This window comes from Arthrobacter sp. Soc17.1.1.1 (genome assembly GCF_036867195.1).
GTDB lineage: Bacteria > Actinomycetota > Actinomycetes > Actinomycetales > Micrococcaceae > Arthrobacter_D.
The window spans coordinates 3,241,455-3,264,384 of sequence record NZ_JBAJII010000001.1; the positions used below are offsets into that span (position 1 = coordinate 3,241,455).

At 70.2% G+C, this 22,930-nt stretch carries 23 protein-coding genes; 6 read left to right on the forward strand and 17 right to left on the reverse strand.

The genetic code is table 11. The features are described 5' to 3' along the window. Window positions 1–47: 47 nt before the first annotated feature. Window positions 48–1,724 carry a DEAD/DEAH box helicase gene (locus V6S67_RS14915; protein ID WP_334210970.1) on the reverse strand — a complete coding sequence of 559 codons (1,677 nt, stop codon included), beginning with the start codon at window positions 1,722–1,724 and terminating at the stop codon, window positions 48–50. Window positions 1,725–2,076: 352 nt separating this feature from the next. Between V6S67_RS14915 and V6S67_RS14920 the strand changes: the two genes are divergently transcribed. Beyond that, the gene (locus tag V6S67_RS14920) at window positions 2,077–3,303 is read left to right on the forward strand and encodes a M20 metallopeptidase family protein (protein WP_334210971.1); all 1,227 of its coding nucleotides are present in this window, start codon (window positions 2,077–2,079) and stop codon (window positions 3,301–3,303) included. A 47-nt stretch (window positions 3,304–3,350) separates the two neighbouring features. Here the strand turns inward: V6S67_RS14920 and V6S67_RS14925 are convergent, their stop codons facing one another. Next, window positions 3,351–4,184 carry a GAF domain-containing protein gene (locus V6S67_RS14925; protein WP_334210972.1) on the reverse strand — a complete coding sequence of 278 codons (834 nt, stop codon included), beginning with the start codon at window positions 4,182–4,184 and terminating at the stop codon, window positions 3,351–3,353. Window positions 4,185–4,314: 130 nt separating this feature from the next. Here V6S67_RS14925 and trmB point away from each other — a divergent pair, with 130 nt between their 5' ends. Further along, the gene (gene trmB, locus V6S67_RS14930) at window positions 4,315–5,193 is read left to right on the forward strand and encodes a tRNA (guanosine(46)-N7)-methyltransferase TrmB (RefSeq protein ID WP_334210973.1); all 879 of its coding nucleotides are present in this window, start codon (window positions 4,315–4,317) and stop codon (window positions 5,191–5,193) included. Window positions 5,194–5,295: 102 nt separating this feature from the next. Beyond that, the gene (locus V6S67_RS14935; protein WP_334210974.1) at window positions 5,296–6,327 is read left to right on the forward strand and encodes a DUF695 domain-containing protein; all 1,032 of its coding nucleotides are present in this window, start codon (window positions 5,296–5,298) and stop codon (window positions 6,325–6,327) included. Window positions 6,328–6,384: 57 nt separating this feature from the next. Here V6S67_RS14935 and V6S67_RS14940 read toward each other — a convergent pair whose 3' ends face one another. Both V6S67_RS14940 and V6S67_RS14945 read right to left on the reverse strand, forming a co-directional pair. Further along, complete coding sequence (locus tag V6S67_RS14940; protein WP_334210975.1) at window positions 6,385–7,524, reverse strand: EAL domain-containing protein; 1,140 nt, start codon at window positions 7,522–7,524, stop codon at window positions 6,385–6,387. A gap of 27 nt (window positions 7,525–7,551) precedes the next feature. Beyond that, the gene (locus tag V6S67_RS14945) at window positions 7,552–7,728 is read right to left on the reverse strand and encodes a DUF1059 domain-containing protein (RefSeq protein WP_334209576.1); all 177 of its coding nucleotides are present in this window, start codon (window positions 7,726–7,728) and stop codon (window positions 7,552–7,554) included. A gap of 335 nt (window positions 7,729–8,063) precedes the next feature. On the opposite strand from V6S67_RS14945, the gene V6S67_RS14950 reads away from it, so the two are divergent. Then, entirely contained in the window at window positions 8,064–9,683 is a 1,620-nt protein-coding gene (locus tag V6S67_RS14950; RefSeq protein ID WP_334210976.1) for an amidase family protein, read from the forward strand. A 69-nt stretch (window positions 9,684–9,752) separates the two neighbouring features. Here the strand turns inward: V6S67_RS14950 and V6S67_RS14955 are convergent, their stop codons facing one another. The 4 genes from V6S67_RS14955 to V6S67_RS14970 all read right to left on the reverse strand — a co-directional run bounded on the left by V6S67_RS14955 (window position 9,753) and on the right by V6S67_RS14970 (window position 13,236). Further along, the gene (locus V6S67_RS14955; RefSeq protein ID WP_334210977.1) at window positions 9,753–9,935 is read right to left on the reverse strand and encodes a hypothetical protein; all 183 of its coding nucleotides are present in this window, start codon (window positions 9,933–9,935) and stop codon (window positions 9,753–9,755) included. Window positions 9,936–10,072: 137 nt separating this feature from the next. Next, window positions 10,073–10,924 carry a polysaccharide deacetylase family protein gene (locus tag V6S67_RS14960; RefSeq protein ID WP_334210978.1) on the reverse strand — a complete coding sequence of 284 codons (852 nt, stop codon included), beginning with the start codon at window positions 10,922–10,924 and terminating at the stop codon, window positions 10,073–10,075. Continuing rightward, window positions 10,924–12,489, reverse strand: a complete 1,566-nt coding sequence (locus V6S67_RS14965; RefSeq protein WP_334210979.1) for a YcaO-like family protein — start codon at window positions 12,487–12,489, stop codon at window positions 10,924–10,926. Before V6S67_RS14965 ends, V6S67_RS14960 begins: the two co-directional genes overlap by 1 nt. A 63-nt stretch (window positions 12,490–12,552) precedes the next feature. Beyond that, the gene (locus V6S67_RS14970) at window positions 12,553–13,236 is read right to left on the reverse strand and encodes an SDR family NAD(P)-dependent oxidoreductase (protein ID WP_334210980.1); all 684 of its coding nucleotides are present in this window, start codon (window positions 13,234–13,236) and stop codon (window positions 12,553–12,555) included. Window positions 13,237–13,340: 104 nt separating this feature from the next. On the opposite strand from V6S67_RS14970, the gene V6S67_RS14975 reads away from it, so the two are divergent. Next, window positions 13,341–13,919, forward strand: coding sequence for a DUF5655 domain-containing protein (locus V6S67_RS14975; RefSeq protein WP_334210981.1), 579 nt, complete (start codon window positions 13,341–13,343; stop codon window positions 13,917–13,919). On the opposite strand, the gene V6S67_RS14980 is transcribed toward V6S67_RS14975, so the two are convergent. From V6S67_RS14980 to V6S67_RS15020, 9 genes are all read right to left on the reverse strand, one after another. Continuing rightward, the gene (locus tag V6S67_RS14980) at window positions 13,876–14,577 is read right to left on the reverse strand and encodes a PspA/IM30 family protein (protein WP_334210982.1); all 702 of its coding nucleotides are present in this window, start codon (window positions 14,575–14,577) and stop codon (window positions 13,876–13,878) included. The two genes, V6S67_RS14975 and V6S67_RS14980, sit on opposite strands and share 44 nt — an antisense overlap. A gap of 51 nt (window positions 14,578–14,628) precedes the next feature. Further along, window positions 14,629–15,195 carry a hypothetical protein gene (locus tag V6S67_RS14985; protein WP_334210983.1) on the reverse strand — a complete coding sequence of 189 codons (567 nt, stop codon included), beginning with the start codon at window positions 15,193–15,195 and terminating at the stop codon, window positions 14,629–14,631. Window positions 15,196–15,325: 130 nt separating this feature from the next. Further along, the gene (locus V6S67_RS14990; RefSeq protein WP_334210984.1) at window positions 15,326–15,754 is read right to left on the reverse strand and encodes a heat shock protein transcriptional repressor HspR; all 429 of its coding nucleotides are present in this window, start codon (window positions 15,752–15,754) and stop codon (window positions 15,326–15,328) included. 50 nt (window positions 15,755–15,804) lie between these two features. Continuing rightward, a complete protein-coding gene (locus V6S67_RS14995; protein WP_334210985.1) occupies window positions 15,805–16,803 on the reverse strand; it encodes a DnaJ C-terminal domain-containing protein in 999 nt (332 codons plus the stop codon). Between the two features lie 206 nt (window positions 16,804–17,009). Further along, window positions 17,010–17,669, reverse strand: coding sequence for a nucleotide exchange factor GrpE (locus V6S67_RS15000; protein WP_334210986.1), 660 nt, complete (start codon window positions 17,667–17,669; stop codon window positions 17,010–17,012). Window positions 17,670–17,671: 2 nt separating this feature from the next. After that, window positions 17,672–19,543 carry a molecular chaperone DnaK gene (gene dnaK, locus V6S67_RS15005; RefSeq protein WP_334210987.1) on the reverse strand — a complete coding sequence of 624 codons (1,872 nt, stop codon included), beginning with the start codon at window positions 19,541–19,543 and terminating at the stop codon, window positions 17,672–17,674. Between the two features lie 139 nt (window positions 19,544–19,682). Next, window positions 19,683–20,996, reverse strand: a complete 1,314-nt coding sequence (locus tag V6S67_RS15010; RefSeq protein WP_334210988.1) for a DUF2252 domain-containing protein — start codon at window positions 20,994–20,996, stop codon at window positions 19,683–19,685. 61 nt (window positions 20,997–21,057) lie between these two features. After that, window positions 21,058–22,050: a permease prefix domain 1-containing protein gene (locus tag V6S67_RS15015; protein WP_334210989.1), complete on the reverse strand. Its 993-nt coding sequence runs from the start codon at window positions 22,048–22,050 to the stop codon at window positions 21,058–21,060. Continuing rightward, window positions 22,047–22,391, reverse strand: coding sequence for a PadR family transcriptional regulator (locus V6S67_RS15020; RefSeq protein ID WP_334210990.1), 345 nt, complete (start codon window positions 22,389–22,391; stop codon window positions 22,047–22,049). The genes V6S67_RS15015 and V6S67_RS15020 overlap by 4 nt, the downstream gene beginning before the upstream one ends. A gap of 119 nt (window positions 22,392–22,510) precedes the next feature. Here V6S67_RS15020 and V6S67_RS15025 point away from each other — a divergent pair, with 119 nt between their 5' ends. Beyond that, on the forward strand, window positions 22,511–22,930 hold the full coding sequence (locus tag V6S67_RS15025) for a cupin domain-containing protein (RefSeq protein ID WP_334210991.1): 420 nt from the start codon (window positions 22,511–22,513) through the stop codon (window positions 22,928–22,930).

Sequence of the window (22,930 nt, forward strand, 5' to 3'; positions counted from 1 at the left end):
TACCCGGGCGGGCAGGGGTCCTTCCGTTCATGCGGGGAACCGGCGGGTCAGCGGGGACGGCGGTCGTTCGACGCCGGTGCGCTGGCCCTGCGGGAACCGGCGGCGCGACGCGCACCCTCGGCCCGCGGCGCCGACGACGGCGCGTGGCTGCGCTGCCCACCCGCTGCGGGGGCTCCCGCGGCGGGGCGACGGACGGCGTCGCCCACGCGCTGGCCCGAGGCGGGACGGCGGCTGCGCGTCGAGGTCTCGGACGTGGTGCGGGGCTCGTCGGCCCGGCGGCGCGAGCCACCGGTCTTCGCGGCGGCACCGGTGTCGGACCCGAAGCGGGGTGCCTGCGGCTGATCCTTGCGGCGGTCGGCACGGTTGCCCTGCGCCGTCTGGGGGTCGGCGGAGACGCGTCCGCGTCCACCCCGTCCTCCACGTCCGCCGGCCGCCGGAGCGGCCGATCCGCGCCGGGCGCGCTTGCGCTCGGCATTGGCGCCGGTCGAGGTGCCCTCGCCGCGGGTCGATTCACGGGACGCCAGGAGCGCCGCCCGCGTGCGGGGATCGATCTTCTCCGCGAGGTCGCCGGTCAGGGACAGCACGAGCGGTGAGGTGGCCTTGACGGTCTCGAACGCGACGTCGACGCCTGCGGCCTTCATCAGCTTCTGCACCTCGGACTTCTGCTCGGGCAGCGTGATCGTGACCACGGTTCCCGAGGAGCCTGCGCGGGCCGTACGGCCCGAGCGGTGCAGGTACGCCTTGTGCTCAGTGGGCGGGTCCACGTGCACCACGAGTTCGACGTCGTCCACGTGCACGCCGCGGGCGGCGACGTCGGTGGCGACCAGGACGCGCACGTCGCCGGAGGAGAACTCGGTCAGGTTCCTGTCCCGTGCGTTCTGGGAGAGGTTGCCGTGGAGGTCGACGGCGGGGATGCCGGCGTCGGTCAGGGTCTTCGCGAGTTTCCGGGCGTGGTGCTTGGTGCGCATGAACAGCAGGCGGCGTCCGGTGCCCGAGGCGAGCTGCACGATGAGCTGCTTCTTCTGGGTCTGGTCGCCGACCATGAGCACGTGGTGCTCCATCGTGGTGACCGCGGCCTGCGGGTCGTCCACCGAGTGGGTGACGGGGTCGGTCATGTAGCGGTTGACCACCTTGTCCACGCCGTTGTCGAGCGTGGCCGAGAAGAGCAGGCGCTGGCCGTCCTTCGGCGTGGTGTCGAGGAGCTTCTTCACGACGGGCAGGAAGCCGAGATCGGCCATGTGGTCGGCCTCGTCGAGGATGGTGACCTCCACGGATTCGAGGGTGATGAGCCGCTGGCGCATCAGGTCCTCCAGGCGGCCCGGGCAGGCGATGACGATGTCGACGCCCGCGCGCAGCGCCTTCTCCTGGCGCTGCTGGGACACACCGCCGTAGATCACCGTGGTGTTGAGCCCGAGCTCCTTGGCGAGGGGCTCGACCGTGGCGTTGATCTGGGTGGCGAGCTCACGCGTGGGGGCGAGCACGAGCGCCAGGGGACGCCCCGGCTTGCGGCGGTAGGCCGCTTCCTGCTCGGCGAGGCGGGCGACCATGGGCAGCGCGAAGGCGAGGGTCTTGCCCGAGCCGGTGCGGCCGCGGCCGAGGACGTCGCGCCCGGCCAGGGAGTCCGGGAGGGACTTGACCTGGATGGGGAACGGTTCGGTGATCCCCTGCGCGGCGAGGTTCTCGACCAGCGCTTTGGGCACACCGAGGGCAGCAAAAGTAGTCATGAAGAGTTCACGAGCTTTCTTCTCATACTCCCCGGCACCGGTCGGTGCGGGGGTTCGCCGAAGAAAAGTCAGACAGTGTCCACCGCGCTTCCGGATGCCGGGAGCTGGATGCGGGACAAAAGAATGCGTTCTAGCGACGCAGGCTGCGCATCTCACTGGCGGAACCGATCCGCCCTGCGCAGGCAAGTGTTCCCAGTTTACCAGCAGGACGGCCCCGGCCCCGCATCGGCGCGGGGCGGGACGCCACGGCGAGCGCCCGAGCGCCCGAGCGGCCACATCCCGCGACCTCGCCATGCCGCGGGTCGTCTGGAAGGCTGGGGGCACACGCACCGCCCCTGCCAGGAGGAGTCCCATGGATCCGTCTCCCGCCGCCCTGCTCGAGGACGCCCGCTCCCTCGCGGGCGAGATCACCGACCTGCGCCACCGCCTGCACCGGGAGCCCGAGCTCGGCCTGCAGTTGCCGCGCACCCAGGAGAAGGTGCTCTCGGCCCTCGAAGGCCTCCCCTACGAGATCACCCTCGGCACGGACACGACGTCCGTCACCGCCGTGCTGCGAGGGGGCGCCGCGGCGGAGGGTGCACCCGTTGTGCTCCTGCGCGGCGACATGGACGCCCTGCCCGTACAGGAGTCCAGCGGCGTCCCCTACGCCTCGGAGGTTGACGGCGTGATGCACGCGTGCGGCCACGACCTGCACACCGCGATGCTGGCGGGCGCCGCGACGCTCCTCGCCGACCGCCGCGCGGCGCTGCCGGGCGACGTCGTGCTCATGTTCCAGCCCGGCGAGGAGGGGTACGACGGCGCCGGCGTCATGATCCGCGAGGGCGTCCTGGAGGCCGCGGGCAGGAGGCCCGACGCGGCCTACGGGCTGCACGTGGTCTCCTCGATGATGCCCACCGGGATGTTCACGAGCCGCGGCGGCCCGCTGATGTCGGCGTCGGACGGGCTGATGATCACCGTGCGGGGCGCCGGAGGGCACGGATCCTCGCCGCACTCCGCCAAGGACCCCGTGACGGTGGCGGCGGAGATCGTCACGCAGCTGCAGGTCCTGATCACGCGGCAGTTCGACATGTTCGACCCCGTGGTGCTGTCCGTCGGGGTGCTGCACGCGGGCACGCAGCGCAACATCATCCCCGGGACCGCCCGGATCGAGGCGACCGTCCGGACGTTCTCGGCGGCGAACCGGGAGCGGATGGCGGAGTCCGCCCCTCGCCTGGTGCGGCACATCGCCGCCGCACACGGACTCGAGGCCGACGTCGAGTACCTCCAGGAGTACCCCGTGACCATCACCGACGCGGCCGAGACGGCGCATGCCGGGGCGCAGGTCGCCGCACTGCTCGGGCCGGACCGGTACGTCACCATGCCTCAGCCCCTGGCCGGCTCCGAGGACTTCTCACGCGTCCTCGAGGCCGTGCCCGGGAGCTTCGTGTTCCTCTCGGCCGTCACGCCCGGCGTCGAGCCGGCGACGGCGCCCTACAACCACTCGCCGAACGCCGTCTTCGACGACGGCGTGCTCGCCGACGGCGCCGCGCTCTACGCACAGCTGGCCATCAGCCGCCTCACCTCGGGCACCGCCGGGTAGGCACCGCCGGTCTCCGCCGCACCGCCGCCCGGGAAGCCGCCGAGGGGTCACCCCGCCCGACGTGGCGCGGAGATCTCCAGCTGCACCAGGGCGGCGAGCGTGCGGAGCTTCGTCTCGTCCTCCTGGGTGAAGCACCGGGGCTCGTCGTCGATGATGCAGAGCGCACCGATGCGGTGGCCGCCGGGCCCGGTGACGGGGTGCCCGGCGTAGAAGCGGATGTGCGGCTCACCGAGCACGTAGGGGTTGTCGCTGAACAGGGGGTCGCGCAAAGTGTCCGGGATCACGAGGGTCCGGTCGAACCGGATGGTCTCGCTGCAGAAGGACAGCTCCCGCGGGACGTCACCGGTGGCCGCGCCATCGGCGGCGAGGGTGATTTGGCGGTTCTCCGCGATCACGGTGAACGCGGCGATCGCCGAACCGAAGTACTCGCGTGCCATACGCGGCAGGCGTTCCACGCTCGCCGGCGTGCGGGACGCCAGGAGATCCGACACGTCGAGCGACATCAGGCGCAGCAGTTCGCGCTCGTCCGGCTCGCGGGCGTCGTCGCCCGGGTCCCGCGGGCTGCGTCCGGCGAGGACATCACCGTCCGAGGGGCTGTGCGCGTAGCCGGCCGCCACGGCGACGGAGGAGTCGCTGTAGGGCGCCCTCGTCCCCGCCGCGGTGCGATCGCTGCCGATCAGGTCGTTGACGGCATGGGACACCAGGTCGCGCTGCAGCTGGGGCAGGCCGTCCGTCCCGAGGAGGTACCGCTCCACCTCGGACACCGAGCACATACCGCCCATCCCCGCGTACACCGCGTGGACGGTGTCCGGACGCAGCCCGCGGGAGGTCACGAGGTCGCCCGTGAGTCCCTGCTGCACATCGGCGTTACTTCCACTCATCAGTCCCCCCTGCACGCGTCATTGCACTCTCTTTACTACCAGACCCCGTCGCGCCCACGCATACGGACGGTCCCGCGGCGGACCAGCGGGTGCAGGGGCTGCCGATGTGCTGCCGGTAGCCTTGGACCTGATGGAGCCACAAGCACAGACCCCCGACCAGCCGCACCGCACACAGCCCGTGTCCTTCGTCCGGCGGGGTTCGCGCCTCCAGGGACGGCGCCGCGAGGCGTGGGACGAACTCGCCGAGGCCTTCCTGATCGGCGTCCCGCGCGTCGAGAATGCCGATACGTCCGTCGCCCCGGGGTTCGTGTTCGATGCCGCCACGGCCTTCGGGCGGGCCGCGCCGCTCGTCGTCGAGGTGGGCTCGGGTCTCGGCGAGGCCATCACGCATGCCGCGGAGCTCGACCCCGGGCGCGACTACCTCGCCCTCGAGGTGTACCGTCCGGGTCTGGCCCAGACGATGCTGCGCATCAGCCAGAAGGACCTGACCAATGTGCGGACCGCGCAGGTCAATGCGGCCGAGGCCTTCGCGGGCATGATCCCGGCGTCCTCCGTGGCCGAGCTGTGGACGTTCTTCCCCGACCCCTGGCACAAGGCCCGGCACCACAAGCGCAGGCTCGTCAAGGAGGACTACGTGGAGCTCGCCGCGCGCGTCCTCGAGCCGGGCGGCATCTTCCGGCTCGCCACCGACTGGTCCAGCTACGCGGTGCAGATGCGCGACGTCCTGGATGCGAGCGGACACTTCGAGAACCAGCACGACGGGGAGCGCACGGGTGCCGAGAGCCCTCTGACCCAGGTGTGGGAGAGCGGCGTGGAGTCCGTGGTGGGCGGCGCGCCGGTGCGCGAGGGCCGCGACCCGGTCAGCACCGGGAACACGGGCGTCAACGAGGGCGTCGACGAGCGGGGCGGGTGGGCGCCGCGGTTCGACGGGCGCACCCTCACGAGTTTCGAGAACAAGGCGATCAAGGCCGGTCGCATGGTCTTCGACCTCACCTACCGCCGCCGCTGAGCCGGGACGCCGCCTCTCCGCCGCAGGCGTCACCGGGGTAGATTCTCTGGGGTCACGGCAACCGGACCATCCCGGACACGCGCATCAGGGGAAGCAGGGACCATGGGACTCTTCAGCCGCCGGGCACGGCTCGGTGCGGCGCGCGGCAGGGACCCCATCGTCGCGTTCTGGCAGTGGTGGGCAGAGGACGGCGAGGAGCTGCTGACCACCGCCACCCGGGCCGGCGACTTCGGTGCCTACGTGGAGGTGATGACCCGCAGGGTGCAGGCGATCGCCCGGGGCCTCGAATGGGAGACCCGGACGGGCACCGACGCCGAGCACGCACTCTGCGTCTCCAGCGGCGGCGACGCCGCGCTGCGTCCGGTGGCCGAGCGCTGGTACCGGGCCTCACCGCCGTCGAGCAGGCGGTGGGAGTTCATCCCCGCCCGCAGCGCCCGCCCGGACATGCTCGACTCGACCATCACCTACCGCGGGAGGACGTTCGACCTCAGCCGCACCCGCGTGCACGCGGCGCTGACGCGCAAGGGCGACGGCTTCATCGTCTCCGTGCACAACCCGGGATTCACGGGCCAGTGGGACGACGAGCACGGCCTGTGCGTGCTGCTGCTCGAGTGGCTGCTCGGCGAGGACGACGTGGAACGCTGGGTGCGCCGCGTGGACTGCATCGTGAACGACGTCGTCGACAGCATCCCGGCGGCGGATCTGCCCGCCCGGGTGGCCGCACTCGCGCAGACCCTGCCCGCTCCCGGCTGGCTCCAGATGCAGGGGACGCTCGGGACCGGCGACCCGATCCTCGTGCGGGTCCTGCGTCCGCTGCGCTGGATCGACCACCCGCGCTTCGACCTCCACACGGCGCTGCGCGTCCCGTTCGACGCCGACGAGCAGGGCCTCCCCCTGCCGGCGGCCCTCGATCCCCTGGACGACCTCGAGGACTCACTGGTACGCGCCCTCGGCCACCGCGGGATGATCGTCGCGGCCGAGACCTCGAAGGGCGTCAGGACGATCCATGTCTACTCGGACTCGGAGGACCAGAACGGCCGGGACGTCCTTGACGCCGCCGCGCGCGAGCGGCGCGGCGTGTCCGTCCGCCACGCGCTCGACCCGGGATGGAGGAAGGTGCAGGACTTCGCGTGAGCAGTCGGGGGCGCCATGGTCCGGGCGCACCCCTCGTCGGACGCCAGCCGTCCTGGCCTACTGTCCGGCAGCGCCGAGGGTGGCGGTGATGAGACGGTCCATGGGGGTGATGCCTGCGTAGCGGCCTGCGTTGTCGATGATCATCAGCGGATCGTACCGCTGCCCTTCGGCACGCGTGAGCGCCCGATGCAGGGCTTCTGCCAGTGGTGTGTCGAGGTTCAGGCGGATACCGGCGCTGACGACTCCGAGGTCGGCGTGCTGGGCGTCCACGATCCACAGGGGGCGTCGGTGATCGTCGATGACGACGACGCGGCGCAGGTTCGGCTGGACGGCGAACAGGTCCGCGGCCGCCCGGGTGCTGGGCGCGCTCGCGCACGTCTCCAGGACGCTACGCATCGTCGCCCCGCCGGTGTCCCGGGACCGTGCAACCATGCGGTGGGCCAGATCCAGATCGAGTTCGGACCATCCGGTGTCCGGGCGTCCCAGTAGATAGCCCTGCACGAGCGGTACTTTCAGGGCGACGAGCACGTCGAGCTCCTCGGCGCGCTCGACCCCCTCGGCGAGGATCCAGGCGTCGATGCGACCGGCGAACACCCCGATCATCTCCACCAGGGCACGTTTCGCGGGGTCCTCGTCGATGTCCCGGACCAGTTCGCGGTCCAGCTTGATCAGGGCCGGCCGCACGGCCAGGAGATGGTTCAACCCCGCATAGCCGGCACCGGCGTCATCGACGGCGATCATCGCTCCGGCGCTGCGCAGGCGGTGCAGGGCCGGCTCGAGTTCGACGTAGGAGTCGATGGGTGTCTGCTCGGTCAGCTCGACGATGATCCCGCCCAGATCGCCTTGCTCCGCCCAAACCGCCTGCACCTCGTCGGTCAGCAGCAGGGCGGGTGAGACATTCACCGTCAGGAAGCAGTTGACGGGCAGCGCCGGACGCCGGGACAGCGCACCGCGCAGAGTGGCAGCCTCGAACGCGGCGGACAGGCCGAGTCTGTGGGCCGCGGAGAACCACGCCTCCGGGTTGGTCTGCTCGTACCCGGGAAATCGGGCCAACGCCTCGTACCCGACGATGCTGCCCCGGGCGGTGTCGATGATCGGCTGGTACGCCGTCGCCGTGCCGTGCCCCTGACCCGCCGCCATGATCATGGAGCGGGTCACCGGCCCGGGCGGTGTGGCGGGAGTCGCCTCAGCTGCCATCTCGTCCCACCCTGGCCACCGGGGGTGTCACCCGACCGGAAGGATGGAGGACCGGACCTGCGCGATGACATCATCCGGCAGGACGTGGAGACCGTGCGCCGATGCAGCATGTGCTGCGACCTGTGTCAGAACCTCATCATCCGAACTGCACACCCATCGGGCGTCGCAGCCGGGCACCACGTCACCGCACGCGAAAGACTTCATCTCGTTCTCCGTTCATGTCCTGCTTCTTCCCTGAAGCAACCGTTCCGAATATACGGACCGCGCTCTCCCTGCAGGACCAGAATCAGCCGGTCTGTCGGAAGACAGAGCTTTTCATGCGCTGATCCTTCGTTGACATCGTCGGCGCGTCCTTGTCCGACCTCCTCTCCTTCGCTACCGGGTGTGCGTTCGACTCCCTGTGGACCGTGAAACCGGCGCGACATCGAATTGGTGCTCATGTGAAACCTGATCCTGTTGTGATGAAGCATCACGCGGAGCGCTCTCACGACCCACCTGATGGTGGCGGGCTTCATCACCTCGTACGAAGGACACCAGGAATGCTGTTTCCCCTTTCGCCGTCACTGTCCCGCACCCGACGCGTCACTTCCGGGCTCACGGCAGGACTCCTCGCGGCTGCCGTCGTCGCCGGTCCCGCGGTCGCTGCACCGAAACCACTCCCACTGGACCTCAGCACCGCCGGTGTCTCCGAAGTCCAGGCGGGCCTTGCCTCCCGCAGCTTCACCTCCGAAGCCCTGGTGCAGGCCTACCTGGAGCGCATCGACGCACTGAGCATCAACGGACCCCACCTGAACTCGGTGCGTGCCATCAACCCCGCTGCGCTGGCCGATGCGAAGGTGCTGGACGCCGAGCGCAAGAAGGGCACGATCCGTGGGCCGCTGCACGGTGTGCCTGTGCTCGTGAAGGACAACATCGACGTCGCCGGCATGCCCACCACTGCCGGTTCAGTTGCGCTCGCAAACTCTTTTCCCGCTGCCGATGCTCCGATGATCACCGAGCTGAAAAAGGCCGGTGCGATCATCATCGGGAAGACGAACCTGACCGAGTTCGCGAACTTCATGACCAACGGGATGCCCGCAGGGTACAGCTCACTCGGCGGCCAGGTACTCAACCCGTATGACGCCAGCCAGACGCCGAGCGGTTCCAGTGCCGGCTCGGGATCGGCCGGGGCAGCAGGGCTTGCGACACTCACCATCGGCACGGAGACCTCCGGATCCATTCTCAGCCCCGCCCGAGCCAATTCGCTGGTGGGCGTGAAGCCGACGGTGGGTATTGCGAGCCGGACCGGGATCATCCCGATCTCCGGCACGCAGGACACCGCGGGCCCCATGACGAAGTCCGTGTACGACGCTGCGGTCCTCCTGGGCGCCATGACCGGTGTCGACCCTGAAGATCCCGCAACGGCGGCGAACCCGAGCGACAACGTGGACTTCACGACGGCCCTCAGTGACAGCGCCCTGGAGGGAGCCCGGCTCGGCTACATCGCGAGCAACACCGACCCTGTGTACACGGCATCGCTCGAGGCGTTGCGTGTGCAGGGTGCGACCTTGGTTCCCGTCACCGTCGGCGGCACCGCGGCGCCGAGCATCCTCACCCTGGAGTTCGAACGGGACCTCAACACCTATCTGGCGCGCCTTCCGGAGAACGCCCCGATGGACACGCTCAGCGACATCATCGCCTACAACAGTGCCAACGCACCGGCGGCGCTGAAGTTCGGGCAGACGCTCCTGACGGACTCGGAAGCAGTCGATCTCGACGATCCGGCACAGCTGGCGCAGTACGAGGCAGCACGTGATACCGGCCTGGCTGAGACCCGGGCCGCTATCGACACCGTGTTGACCGCGAACGACCTCGACGCGATCGTTTCCAACTCGGCAACGACAGGTGTCGGTGCGCGAGCGGGTTACCCCTCCGTGATCGTGCCGTCAGGCTACTCGGAGGCCAATCGGAGGCCGTCGGGAGTCGTGTTCCTCGGGACTGCCTGGAGTGAAGCGGACCTCCTTGGTTTCGCCTATGACTTCGAGCAGGCCACCAAGGCCTGGCAGTCGCCGCAGAACATCAACCCGTCCCTGTTCCGCTGCACATCAGTGGTCTCACCCTCGGAGTGGGACTCCTCCTGCACCACCACGACGACGAAACCAGGCAAGGGCAAGAAATAGGCCGGAAGTTCAGGGTAGAGGCCGCTGCTTCGCCGAGGTGGCGGCCTCTCCATGAAGTGGACATGCGCGTCAGAGACCGGTGACGTCAACGTCCCCGCGATCCGGTCTGCGGTTGAGGTATGCGGTCAGGAACACCACGAGGGTGGCCAGAACGGCTGCGACGATGACGACCCAGGCCGCCGACATACCGGTGAGGCCCTTCAGCGCCGCGAAGAAGAGCGGCCACAGGAACAGCCAGAACAGGGGATTCATCAACCTGCTCCGTAGGCGGGAGCGACGAATGGTGGCCCTACGGTGACGTGAAGCGCTGCTGTCCTGGTACTTGTCGGATGCACTCATGGTCCCTACCCTCGCATCCGCCACGGCCCGGTGCGGTGAGGTCGAGTCGGCTACTGCTGACGATCGCCTGCCTGGATGGTCTCCCAGGACCAGTTGGAGATGAGTCCGGTGACCCCGAGCTCCCGCAGGCGCTGGTTCCCGAGCAGGCGCTCGTCGAAGCGTGCACCCCCGCACCACGCGCCCACGCGGGGAGCACGGCCGGCCATACCGGTGAGCCGGTGCACGACGTCGGTCACCTCTGCGGCCTCCGATGCGGGGGTGATCTCGTCCGCCGTGCGGTGGGTGAGTGTGTGGAAGCCGAGCTCGTGCCGTTGCGCCAGGGCGGTCAGCTCGTCGTCACCCAGCGTCCCGGCGCGGTCGTCCTCCACCTCGAGGGCGATGGGCAGGATCAGGACGGGGAGCGCGAGGCGTTCACAGATCGGGACGACCATCTCCGCGGCGTCCCTGTACCCGTCGAACAGGAGGACCATGATCCGTGGGTGCGGCCCGGCGGGGTCCCCGTCCGGCAGGATGTCCCGCAGCCTCGCGAGCCTGTGCAGGCGCTCGTGGACGGCCCCGCGGTGGTCCTGCTCGACGTCGTGGAAATTCAGGGTCAGGCGCGGGATCGCCGACAGCTCGTCCCGGGACCAGCCGGCGCCGACACTCCCGAGCAGCAGCTCCCCGAGGACGCTCTGCAGGACATAGGCCTCGTAGCTGAACGGCGCGGGCCGCCGGAGCACTTCGGGCAACGGAGCCAGGAGGGCCGGGATCAGCGCGGACGGATCGGCGCCGCCCGCGACGGCGTCATCGTCGAGCAGGACCACCGGCACTCCGCCGGGGCGCTCGCCCTGATCGAGGATGTAGGCCTCGAGCTCGTCGGCCCTGCCGGCGTCGACCGGCCCGCCGGATCCCGCGGGGGCCATCAACGCTCGCCGAGGGCGCGTCGGGCGGCGTGCCGCCCGGGTTCCCGATAGATCGGCAGCAGTCCGGCGGCCACCGCGTCGACGGCATCGCGGTCGAACCAGGCCGGACCGCCGAGCCGTTCCTCGGCGTCGGGCGTCAGGATGACCTCACGCCACCCGGCGCCGTCGGGCCGCCGGCCCACGCGCGCGAGATCGTCCCGGCCGTCCTCGACCAGCCTGCGGACGCCGGCCTCGCCGATCCTGCCGTAGGCCACCGTCTCCACCTCGGTCCCGGGCACCACGACCTTCACCGCGCGGGCCGCACCGTCCCCGTGCACCTCCGGCGGGGTCAGATCGGCCACGAGGATCTCGAGGCCATGCCCGGCGAGGATCACCGACGGGTCCGCCGCCGGGTCGGTCGGCAGGTCGCCGAACCGGACGACCGACCGGCGGGAGAAGATCGTCGCGTCGAGGCGGGCCCGCACCGCCGTGTCCTGCTCCGCGCCGACGCTCAGCCAGGCCACGGTCGCCTCGAGGACGCGTGGCTCCTCGGCGGACGGGTCGACGACCGACAGCGCGTCGTCGAGGTAGTCCTGCGGCGCGACGTCACGGACCGCGGCCAGGGGGCCGTGCATGAACGCCTTGCGGGCCCGGGCGGACGCGAACTCGAGGACCGCCTTCCGGAGCGCAACATCGCGGTCGGGGTGTGCCGCCTCGCCGCAGGCCGTGGCGACGACGAGATCGTCGCCGGGTGCGTGCCCCACCACGTACAGGTTCGGCACCCCGCGGTCCACCGAGGCGATCTTCACGATGACGTCCACCCCGGCGGCGCGCAGGGCATCGAGCGCCTCGCGCGTCTCGCGGTCGCCGTCGTCCGGTCCCAGTTCGACAACGGCGCCGCGGTCGAGGGCTCTGAAGGAGAGGCCGTTGCCGTCGCGCTGGAGGATCTCGAGGACGCCGTGGAGGACGGCCTGCCGCAGGCTCGTCCCCGCGCCCATGCCGTTCGCCACGGGCATCAGGAGGCGCTCCCCCGTGTCGTGGTGGCCCAGCTCCGAGGGGCTGCTCGCCACGAGGTCCACCGGCACGAGCACCGTCTCATCATCGAGTTCGAGGGCCGGTGGGATCGAAGGGTCCGCGCTGCCGGTGCCGTCCCCGGCCGGGACGGCGTGGGCGCGCCGCATCGGCACCCAGGTCAGGGTCATGTCGTCGCGGTAGGCGGAGCCCGCCGGCAGCCCGAGCGTCCTCGGGTCGGCGACCCGCTCCACGCCCAGCCGCGACCGCAGATCCGTGTAGGACCCTGCGGTCCGTCCGAGGCGCTCGAACGCCAGGTGGGAGAAGACGCCCTCGACGGTCTCCCCCAGCGCGCCGACGCGCGCCTGTGCCGCGGAGGGGCCGTAACCGACGCCGCCCATCCCCGCACCCGGGTGCCGGCTCCGCCACCAGGTGGCCCACGTGGGGACACCGGACCGGTCGAGGCCGTCGATGGCGAACTGTGCGCGCAACCCCGGCAGCGCGGCCTCGTATGCCTCCGCGGCGGCCGCGAGCGATCCGGCCGTCGACGGCGAATCGGTGCTCCTGTGCATCATGACCCCCAGTAGAGCACACGCCCCCGGCGGGCGCAGGAGGCTGGAATTCGCCGTCCGCCGGTGCTAGAATGCCGTGGAGGGCAGGTCCCGCTCGCCGTCACGGATAGCGGTGACGATGCGTCCTGCCACGTCCGCCGGGTCCTTGCCCTGCGGCAGCCGCGGCGCCTCCCCGGCGATGGGCCGCGTGGCGAGCCCGGTCTCGGTGTGCGGTGGTCGCGCGTCGAGCACCCGGACGCCCTGCCGGCGCAGTTCCAGTGTCAGCGCCTTCCCGTAGGCGCTCAGCCCCGCCTTGGTGGCCGAGTACGCGGCCATGCCCGCCGTGGGGCTCTCGGCGACGACGGCGCTGATCTGCGCGATGAAGGAGCCCTTTCCGAGCGAGGGGGCGACCGCGCGGATGAGCCGCATGTAGCCGAGGAGGTTGACGAGCACGAGTTCGTCGAGGGTGTCGTCGTCCACCTCGACGGCAGGACCGAAGGCCACGACGCCGGAGGCGAACACCAGGCCGTCGAGGGGGCGCCCATAGACGGCGGCGGCGATGTCCGCCGGTCCCGTGGGCCTGCCGAGATCCGCTGCGGCGTGGGCGACGACGGCGTCGCCCAGTTCCTCCACGAGGCCCGCCAGTTTGTCCCCGGACCGGCCGGACAGGGTCAGCTGGGCGCCCTCCGCCGCGAGCTGCCGCGACAGTTCGGCACCGAGGACCCCTGTGGCGCCGACGACGAGGACATGGGCACCGCTCAGCTCGGTCATGCGCAGAGTGTAGCAACGCCCTCCGACGCCCTCAGGGGGTGCGTCCCCGGACGGTTCCGCACCGCACCGGTCCCGTTCACGCCGGCCCCGTCTACAGTGTGGGCATGGGTGAGATGCAGAGCTGGCAGGCCATGGTCGGGACCAACGCGGCGCGGCTGGTCCGCACCACGGGCCGGACGCCGGCGGACTGGGCCGCGGATGCCCGCGCGGCCGGGATCAGCACCCGCGAGGAGCTGTCCCGCTGGCTGAAGGGCCAGGGGATCACCGGGTACAACCTGATGAGCATCGACTGGGAGGTCTTCGGGCCCCCCGAGTTCTTCCGGCTCTCCGCCGACGAGCTCTACGCCGCCCAGTACGCCGACCGGCCGGCTCTCCGACCGCTCGCCGACAAAATCCTGCTGTGGGCCACGGAGACCCCGGAGGTCACCCTCCAGATGCGCAAGACCTACGTCTCGCTCCAGACGCCGCGCCGGAAGTTCGCCCAGCTCACACCCAGCACCAAGACAGCGGTGGACGTGTTCTTCCGGCTGGCGGTGCCCGACCTGCCCGGCCTCGAACCCGTCCGCACCACGGATCCGTTCGCCTGGCGCATCCGCCTGCGGCACGTGGACGACGTCGACGAGGCCCTCCTGCGCGCGCTCAGCGCTGCACGGGAGGATAGCCTCGGTCATTCCTCCGCTTGAGCTCGTCGAGTTCCTGCTGGGCGGCGGCCTCCGCCTCGAGCTCCTCGAACGCCTGCTGCAGGCGCGGGGAGGACGGATCCGTCCACGACAGTTCCTCTCGCGCCTGCGCCTGCGCTTCGAAGCGCCGCACCTCGAGCTCAGCACTGCGCCGGGCGGCCTCGATCGCCGCCGCCTCGCGGCTCGACGATGCCAGCGCATCATGGACGCCGATCGCAGCCTGCGCCGCGGCCCGGCGCGCCAGCATGGCGTCGTACTCCAGGGCGTTCTGCTGCACGCGCTGCTCGAGCCGTCGTACGTCGTCGTGGAGCCGGCGGGCCTGCTGCTCCGCCTCGCGCAACTGCCGGGTGAGGGTCTCGAGGCGGCGCCGTGCGGTCATCGACTCGCGGATGGCGGCCCGGGCGGCGTCGTCGTCCCCCCGCTGCACCGCGGCGGCCGCTGCGGCCTCGACCCGGTTCACGTAGTCGGCGGCCTCGTTCGCGGCGAGGCCCACGCGGTGGTGGTGCGCTGCGACGTCCGCGGCACCCCGCCGCGCCTGGTCGAGCAGTGTCCGCTGGGCCTGCTGCGCGGCCTGCGCCTGCGCCCGCGGGTCCTCCTTCGACTCGGCCGCGGCGTAACGGTTGGCCTGCACGATGCGCGTGATACGGCGTTTGATCGTCACGGTGGGGACCCCCGGGTCGGTGAGCGGAGTGCGTCTACATGGTCCAACCGGTCACCAGGCCTGCCGGTTCCCGTAGCTGTTCCGCCAGGTGGTCATGGCGGAGATCTCGGTGCGCAGGCGGTTGGTGGCCTGCTCGAGCTGGAGCGTGTCGATGGACCGGGAGGTGTGCAGCAGGCACCGGCGCAGATCCGCCGAGAGCTCGTCGAGCGCCCGGGCCTGCGCGGCGAGGTCGGTGGTCCACTCCTGCTTCAGGGCGCGGTTCGGCTCACGGTCGGCCGCGCGCAGCAGGTTCTCGAGCGAGTCCGCGGCCTGATCGATCTCGGCGGCGGCGCGGGGCAGGTCACCGACGGGGCGTCCCTGGGCAGCGGCCTCGGCGAGCGCGAGGTGGGTGGCGCGGGAGGAACGCCTGAGGTCGCCGATGAGCCGCGCCGGTTCCCGTGTCAGCCTGTCCGGCGCGTAGGCACGGGCGGCCAGCATGCCGCGGTCCCTGGTGCGCTCGATGATGCGCGATCGCCTCACCTTGCGCACCACGAGCCAGCCCGCCACGCCCGTCCCCGCGCCGAGGGCGGCCAGTACGCCGGCCCCGATCGCGAGGGCCTCGACGAACAGCTCAAACATGATGTGCCTCCGGGACGGGTTCCATCCTCCAAGTCTGCCCGCGCTCCCTGACAAATTCCACCGGCACCCGGCGGCGAGGACCTGCGGGGCGCACCTCCGGGGGCGACGGCGGTCGCATGGGCGGCCGTGCCTAGTTCGCGGTGCGCTCGGTGTCGGGGCGCCAGACGACCAGCGCCTGGCTGCGGGGCCGGGGACGCTGGCCGCGGGCCAGCGTGACGACGTCGCCTGCGAGGCCGGCAGCGAACACGCGGCCCGACTCGGCGTGCATCCGGCGGGAGGCCAGTTCGGAGGACAGCTCGGTCACGCGCGCCTGCAGGGCGGCCACCTGGTTCTCGAGCTGCAGGATGCGGCGGATGCCCTCGAGGGACACGCCCTCCTGGGACAGCTTCTGGATCTCGCGCAGCGTGCCGACATCCTTCTGCGAGTAGCGCCTCGCCCGGCCGGGTGCCCGGCTGGGCGTGACGAGACCGAGCCGGTCGTACTGACGCAGTGTCTGCGGGTGCATGTCGGCGAGCTCGGCGGCCACCGAGATGACATAGATGGGCATCGTGTAGTCCATGGCGGGCCTCCTTCCGTCACCGGCTCTCCGGCGGTTGCTCGAGCGTACTGCTACAGGCGCGCCTTCGCGGCGAGCCCGGCGCGTGGGTCGGCGTCCTTCGTGGCATCGCGGAACGCTTCCACAGCGGCTTCGGCCTCCCTGGACAGGTTCTGCGGGACGACGACGTCGACGATCACGAGCAGGTCGCCCGTACCCTTGGACGTCTTCACACCCCTGCCCTTCAGGCGCAGGGTCCGGCCTGATGGTGTTCCGGCCGGGACCTTCATCTTCACCATCTCGCCCGTGAGCGTGGGGACCTCGATCTGGGCGCCGAGCGCCGCCTCGGGGAAGCTGACGGGCACGTGCACGCGGATGTTGTCGCCGTCGCGCTTGAACAGCGGGTGGTCCTTCACCGAGACGGTGACCATCAGGTCTCCCGGACCGGCCTGGCCCGGCTGCCCCTTGCCTTTCACACGGACCTTCTGCCCGTCCCTGATCCCCGCGGGGATGCGCACGTCGATCTGCTCTCCCGAGGGTTCGCGCAGGCCGATGGTGGTGCCGTTGATCGATCCGCCGAAGGAGATGGTGGTGGTGGCCGTCCGGTCGGCGCCCTTCTGCGGACGCGTGGACTGGAAGCCGCCGGGGAACCCGTTGCCGCCCCCACCGCCGCCGAACAGGTCGGCGAACTCAGGGGGCAGGTTGCTGTTCGAGAAGCCGGTGCGCTGGCGTGTCCCCGTACCGGCGCCCTGGCCGAAGAGGTTCCCGAAGATGTCCTCGAAGCCCGCGCTGCCGCCGGCTCCCCCACCGGTGCCGCCGGCCGAGAACCGTGCTCCGCCGCCCATCGCGCGGATGGCGTCGTACTGCTGGCGCTGTTCGCCGTCGGACAGCACCGAGTACGCCTCGGAGACGTCCTTGAACGTCTTCTCCGACGAGGCATCACCCTGGTTCTGGTCAGGGTGGTACTTGCGGGCGAGCTTCCGGTAGGACTTCTTGATGTCGGTGTCGGAAGCATCCTTGGAGACACCGAGGATCTTGTAGAAATCCTTGTCGACCCAATCCTGACTAGCCAATGGGCGTCTCCTTTCGTAGGTACTGCTGAAGAGTAGGGACCGGACGGGTCCGGCCGTACCCCGAGTGCCCGGCCTTTCCTCTCAACCGGTCAGTTCGGGGAAGACGGGTGGGGCCGTCTTCTGTAGGGCCTTTAATATTCCCGAGCGAGCTCTGCGAGCTCAGGAATTTCGTTGGCCCGGGAAGACTGCCCCACCCGGCGTTCCAGTTACTCCGGAACCGCCACGATGACCTGCGCGGCCCGGAGGACGCGATCGCCCTTGCGGTAGCCCGCGCGGAGGATCTGGCTGACGCTGTCGGCCTGGACCTCCGCACTCGGCTGCTGCATGAGCGCCTCGTGGATGTTCGGGTCGAAGGCGACGCCGACCTCGTCGATGCGGGTGAGCTCGTACGTCCTGAGGGCGTTCTCGAGCTTGCCCGCGATGGCCGCGAAGGGTCCCTCGGCGAGATCGCCGTGCTGGCGTGCGGCGTCGATGTCGTCGAGGACGGGCATCAGCGTGTTGATGACGCCGATGACCGCCTGATCGCGGGCGACATCGCGGTCGCGCTCCACGCGGCGCCGGTAGTTGACGTACTCGGCCTGCAGGCGGAGCAGGTCGTTGCGCAGTTCAGCGACGACGTCCACCGCCGGGTTGCCCCCCTCGGCACCGGCCTCGTTGAGGATCGCCTCGGCCTGGGCCAGGGCGTCCCCCTCGGAGGCGTCGCCGGCAGGTGCGGCCTGCCCTCCGGCCGCGGATTCCTCCGCGGCCGGAGCGCCGGCGTCGTTCTGCTGCCCACGGACTTCGCCGGTCTCAGGGTCGATCTTCCGGTTGTCGCGGAAGCTCACCGGCTCTGACGCGTGCTCTTCTTCGTTTCCGTGGTGCGGCATGGCTACTTCTTCTCGTTGATGTCGTCGTCGACCACTTCGGCGTCGACGATGTCCTCGTCGGTGCCTGCGGTGGCCGGCTGGTCGTCGGCGGGGGCGCTGCCTGCCGCGCCCGCGTCCTGCTGGGCGGAGGCGTAGATCGCTTCGCCGAGCTTGGACTGGGAAGCCTGCAGCTTCTCGAACGCCGTCTTGACCTCGGCGTCGTTGTCCTGCGACTCGAGTGCCTTCTTCAGGGCGTCGACGTCGGCCTGGACCTCGGTCCGGACGTCCTCGGGCAGCTTGTCCGAGTTGTCGGCGATGAGCTTGTCCACCGAGTAGGCGAGCTGCTCGGCGCCGTTGCGCGTGTCGGCGGCCTCGCGGCGCTGCTTGTCCTCGGCTGCGTGCTCCTCGGCCTCGCGCACCATGCGGTCGATGTCCTCCTTGGAGAGGGACGATCCACCGGTGATGGTCATCGACTGCTCGGTGCCCGTGCCCTTGTCCTTGGCGGACACGTGCACGATGCCGTTGGCGTCGATGTCGAAGGTGACCTCGACCTGCGGGACGCCGCGCGGAGCCGGCGCGATGCCGGTCAGCTCGAACGTGCCCAGCGGCTTGTTGTCGCGGGTGAACTCGCGCTCGCCCTGGAAGACCTGGATGGCCACGGACGGCTGGTTGTCATCCGCGGTGGTGAAGGTCTCGCTGCGCTTGGTCGGGATGGCCGTGTTGCGCTCGATGAGCTTGGTCATCATGCCGCCCTTGGTCTCGATGCCGAGGGACAGCGGCGTGACGTCGATGAGCAGGACGTCCTTGCGCTCGCCCTTCAGCACACCGGCCTGCAGTGCGGCGCCGACCGCCACGACCTCGTCCGGGTTGACGCCCTTGTTGGGCTCCTTGCCACCGGCGAGCTCCCTCACGAGCTCGACGACAGCGGGCATGCGGGTGGAACCGCCGACGAGGACGATGTGGTCGATGTCGCCGACCTTGATGCCGGCCTCGGCGATGACGTCCTGGAACGGCTTCTTGGTGCGGTCCAGGAGGTCCTTGGTGAGGTCCTGGAACTTGGCGCGGGACAGGTGCTCGTCGAGGTGGACGGGACCGTCGGCGGTGACCGAGAGGTACTGGAGCGAGATGTTGGTGGACGTCGCGGAGGACAGTTCCTTCTTGGCCTGCTCCGCGGCTTCCTTCAGTCGCTGCAGGGCGATCTTGTCCTTCGAGAGGTCCGCACCCTTGGCCTTGGCCTGCGAGAGCAGGTAGTCGACCACGCGCTGGTCCCAGTCGTCGCCGCCGAGACGGTTGTCACCGGCGGTGGAGCGGACCTGGATGGTGGAGAACGCGTCCTCGTCCTTGCCCACCTCGAGCAGGGAGACGTCGAACGTCCCGCCACCGAGGTCGAACACGAGGATGAGCTCGTCCTCCTTGCCCTTGTCGAGGCCGTAGGCGAGGGCCGCCGCGGTGGGCTCGTTGACGATGCGCAGCACCTTCAGGCCTGCGATCTCGCCGGCCTCCTTGGTGGCCTGGCGCTCGGCGTCGTTGAAGTAGGCGGGCACCGTGATGACGGCGTCAGTGACCTTCTCGCCGAGGTAGCTCTCGGCGTCGGTCTTCAGCTTCTGGAGGATGCGCGCGGAGATCTCCTGCGGCGTGTACTTCTTGCCGTCGATGCCGACGTTCCAGTCGGTGCCCATGTGGCGCTTGACCGAGGCGATGGTGCGGTCGATGTTGTTGACGGCCTGGCGCTTGGCGATCTCGCCGACCAGGACCTCGCCGGACTTGGAGAAGGCGACGATCGACGGAGTGGTGCGTGCGCCCTCGGCGTTCGCGATGACGGTGGGCTCGCCGCCTTCGAGGACCGAGACGACCGAGTTGGTGGTTCCGAGGTCAATACCTACTGCACGTGACATGCAAGTTCCTTTCGACTGCCCGGGATTTGCAAGGCGCTCATCCGCCGGGCGCGTGGATTGAGCGTTCTGCACTCAAGTATAGTCGCGCTCCGTCGAGGAGCAAAATGAAGTTGAGTCTCCTTGACTCAACCCCTTCCCGTCAGGTAGCGGGGACGGCAGTGATGAGGCCCTCCCGGAAGGCATCGACGAAGAGGGCGTGGTCCTGCCGCACCGTCTCCGCGTAGGCCTCGCCGAACCCCACGATGTCCTCGATGAACTCCTCCAGGGAGTTCCCGACGGCGGCGAGGATGGCGGTCTCCGTGCGGAAGGGCACGAGGTCGTGGTCGCTGTCCTCGTCCGTGGAGCAGTGGATCTTGGCCGTGGCCTGGCCGAGGGCCTCGAGGACGGGGGCCATCTGGTCGGGCTCCGTGAGATCCTCCCAGGAGAGGTCGCGCTTGTACGGGGAGAGCTCAGACACCACGAAGGAGACGCCCCGGATCGAGGTGTAGCCGAGGAACGGGTCGGTATGGGTCTGCAGCGAGCGCTGGCTGACGACGGCGCGGTGTCCGTCGTCGTCGAAGAAACCACGGACGCGCTCGTCCTCCACGATGCGGCTGGGTGCGGCGATGTTCGACTGCTTCAGGGTGAGGATGATGTCGTTCTCCTGCGCCTCGTCGAAGCCCTCGATGAGCACGTTGTACGTGGGCAGCCCCGCGCTGCCGATCCCGAAGCCCTTCTTCCCCACGATCCCCTTGACCCGGTAGAAGACGCGGCGGCGCGAGCGCTCGCCGTCGGGGATCGTGCCGAGGTAGCGCTCGAAGGCCTCGGACACCTCCGCGTACTCGTCGTCGTCGAGGGGTCGGATGGAGCCGTCGTCGCGGAACCGGCGCTCGTAGTCCTCGATCTGCGTCAGGGAGTCGAGCAGGCGCGTCCGCCGTGCCGCGCGGGCCTGCTGCAGCACGCGGTGGATGGCACCGTCCGTGTTGTCGAGGCCGAAAGCGAAGGCCGACTGCTCGTCCTCCACGTAGTCCCCGACCCGCCCGAGATAGGCCTCGAGGTAGGTGCGCGCCAGCCCGCGGACCGCCTGGGACGGCAGGGCCTTCTGCCAGCACAGCAGGGTCAGCGAGGCGACGAACCGGCGCAGGTCCCAGGAGAAGTGGCCGACGTACGCCTCGTCGAAATCATTGACGTCGAACGTCAGCCGGCCCTGGTTGCTCATGTAGGTGCCGAAGTTCTCGGCGTGCAGGTCGCCGTGGATCCACACCCGGCCCGTGCGCTCGTCCGCCCAGTCGTCCTCGAGCTCCGCCATGTCGGTGTAGAACAGGGACGCACTGCCGCGGTAGAAGGCGTAGGGATCCGCAGCCATCTTCCGGAATCGTGCACGGAAGGCGAGGGGGTCGGCGACCATCAGGTCCTGATGGGCCTCGACGAGGGTCCTGACGATGTGCTGCTGACGGGAATCGGTGGCTGCCATCCGCCCACCGTACGCGCCTTGCCCCTGCACCGCTCCGGGCACCCCGGGCACCCCGGGCACCTCAGCGCAGGGCCGGGATGCCCGGGCGCAGCGGCGCAGCGACGGCGGCCCGACGTGCCTTGAGGAAGCCGTCCACCACGTCCCAGGCGGCGATCAGCACCGTCACGGCCGTGACGATGGAGACGACGGTCCAGCCGCCGCCGGTCGCAACCGCCGGATCCCACCCGACGGCGGCGACGAAGTCCGGGTTGAGCAGTCGCCCTTCGGACCACAGGAGGATCGCGGGGACCACGAAGGCGAGATTGAGCAGGACATTCACGACGGCGGCGTGCCAGGTCCAGCCCCGCAGGTACAGCCGGACGGCGAACCCGGCCTCCAGGACGATCAGCGCCAGGAACCACGGGAGCCAGAAGGACCACAGGGCGGGGTCGAGCAGCGGGATGGCGCTGCCGTCGTCCGCACGGGCGACGGACCGGATCTGCTGCCACAGGATCGCCCCGGCGAACAGCGCGAGGAAGACGAGGGAGGCGACGAGTTCGGCCAGGCGCCCGTCGCGCGTGCGGTCCGGCAGCTCGGGAAGGCGGTCGAGCCTCCACTCCATGCCGGTGTCGGCGGTGCCGCTGCGTTCGAGGACCACGAAGAGCAGCGTGGTCCAGAAGCCGATGTGCACGGTCGTGGTGATCGCCGTCGACACCGAACTGCCGATGGCTCCCCCGATGCTGCCCGAGGTGAGGAACTGGACCACCAGCACCACGACGGCGGCGATGGGGACGAGGATGGCGACGAGCGTCTTCAGGAGCCGCAGCCAGTCGAGGTAGTAGCGCGGCCCGATGAGCGTGAGGGGCCGGTCCACGTAGTCCGCCGCGAGGCGCTCCGGGTCCCCCAGCTGGACCAGCGCCGAGCGCTCAGCAGCGGCAGGGTCCTCGCCGGAAGCGAGGCGGGCGTCGACGGCGTCGCCGATCAGCTCCCTGATCTCGGGGTCGAGGCCGGAGCGCTGGGACTCCGGGACGGTCCGCAGAGCGGCCCACACATAGCGATCGGTCAGCGTGGTCATGGCACTTCCCCTTCGGCGAGGCGATGGAGCGAGGTTGTCAGCCGGTCCCAGTCGGCCGTGAGGGTGGTGGCGAGGTCGTCGCCGGCCGGGCTCGTCCGGTAGAACTTCCGCGGACGGGATTCGGCAGTGTTCCACTCACTCGTCAGCAGGCCCTGTTTCTCGAGGCGCCGCAGGAGTGGGTAGAGCGTGTTCGCGTCGACCTGGATGCCCAGGCCGTCGAGCGATTCGAGGAGCGCGTAGCCGTAGTCGGGGGTGCGCAGCCGGGTGAGGCACGCGAGGACGACGGTCCCGCGCCGCAGTTCCTGCAGGTGTCCGGCAATCAGGTCGTCGTCGTGTGCCATGCCCGAAACTATAGTGTGCGTCACACACTATAGCAACAGGCACAATGATGGGGCCTGCTGAGATGAGATCGACCTGCCCACTGCGTCCAACCGTCATCGCATCGAACCAGGAGGCAGCCATGGACGCCCGGGCCACCACTCAGGCCACCACTCAGGCCACACCGCAGGTCACAGCCGCTCCCCTGCCGGCGCGCGCCATCCCCCGGGAGGAACTCGCGCTCCCGGGCAGCAGGACGCGCCGCTTCGATGGCGGGTCGTTCGGCTCCGCCATCTCCTACTTCGCGGTGGACAGCGACCCGGGCGACACTGTGGCCCTCCATCGCCATCCCTACATCGAGACGTGGGTGGTTCTCGACGGGAACGTGCGCTTCACCGTCGGCACCGCGGTCCTCGAGGGCACGGCGGGCGACACCGTCGTGGCGCCGGCCCGCGTCTGGCACGGCTTCACGAACGACGGCGACGGACCGCTGCGGATGATGTGCATCCATGCCTCACCCCGCATCATCCAGGAGTGGAAGGACGACAGCGGGCCCGCGTAG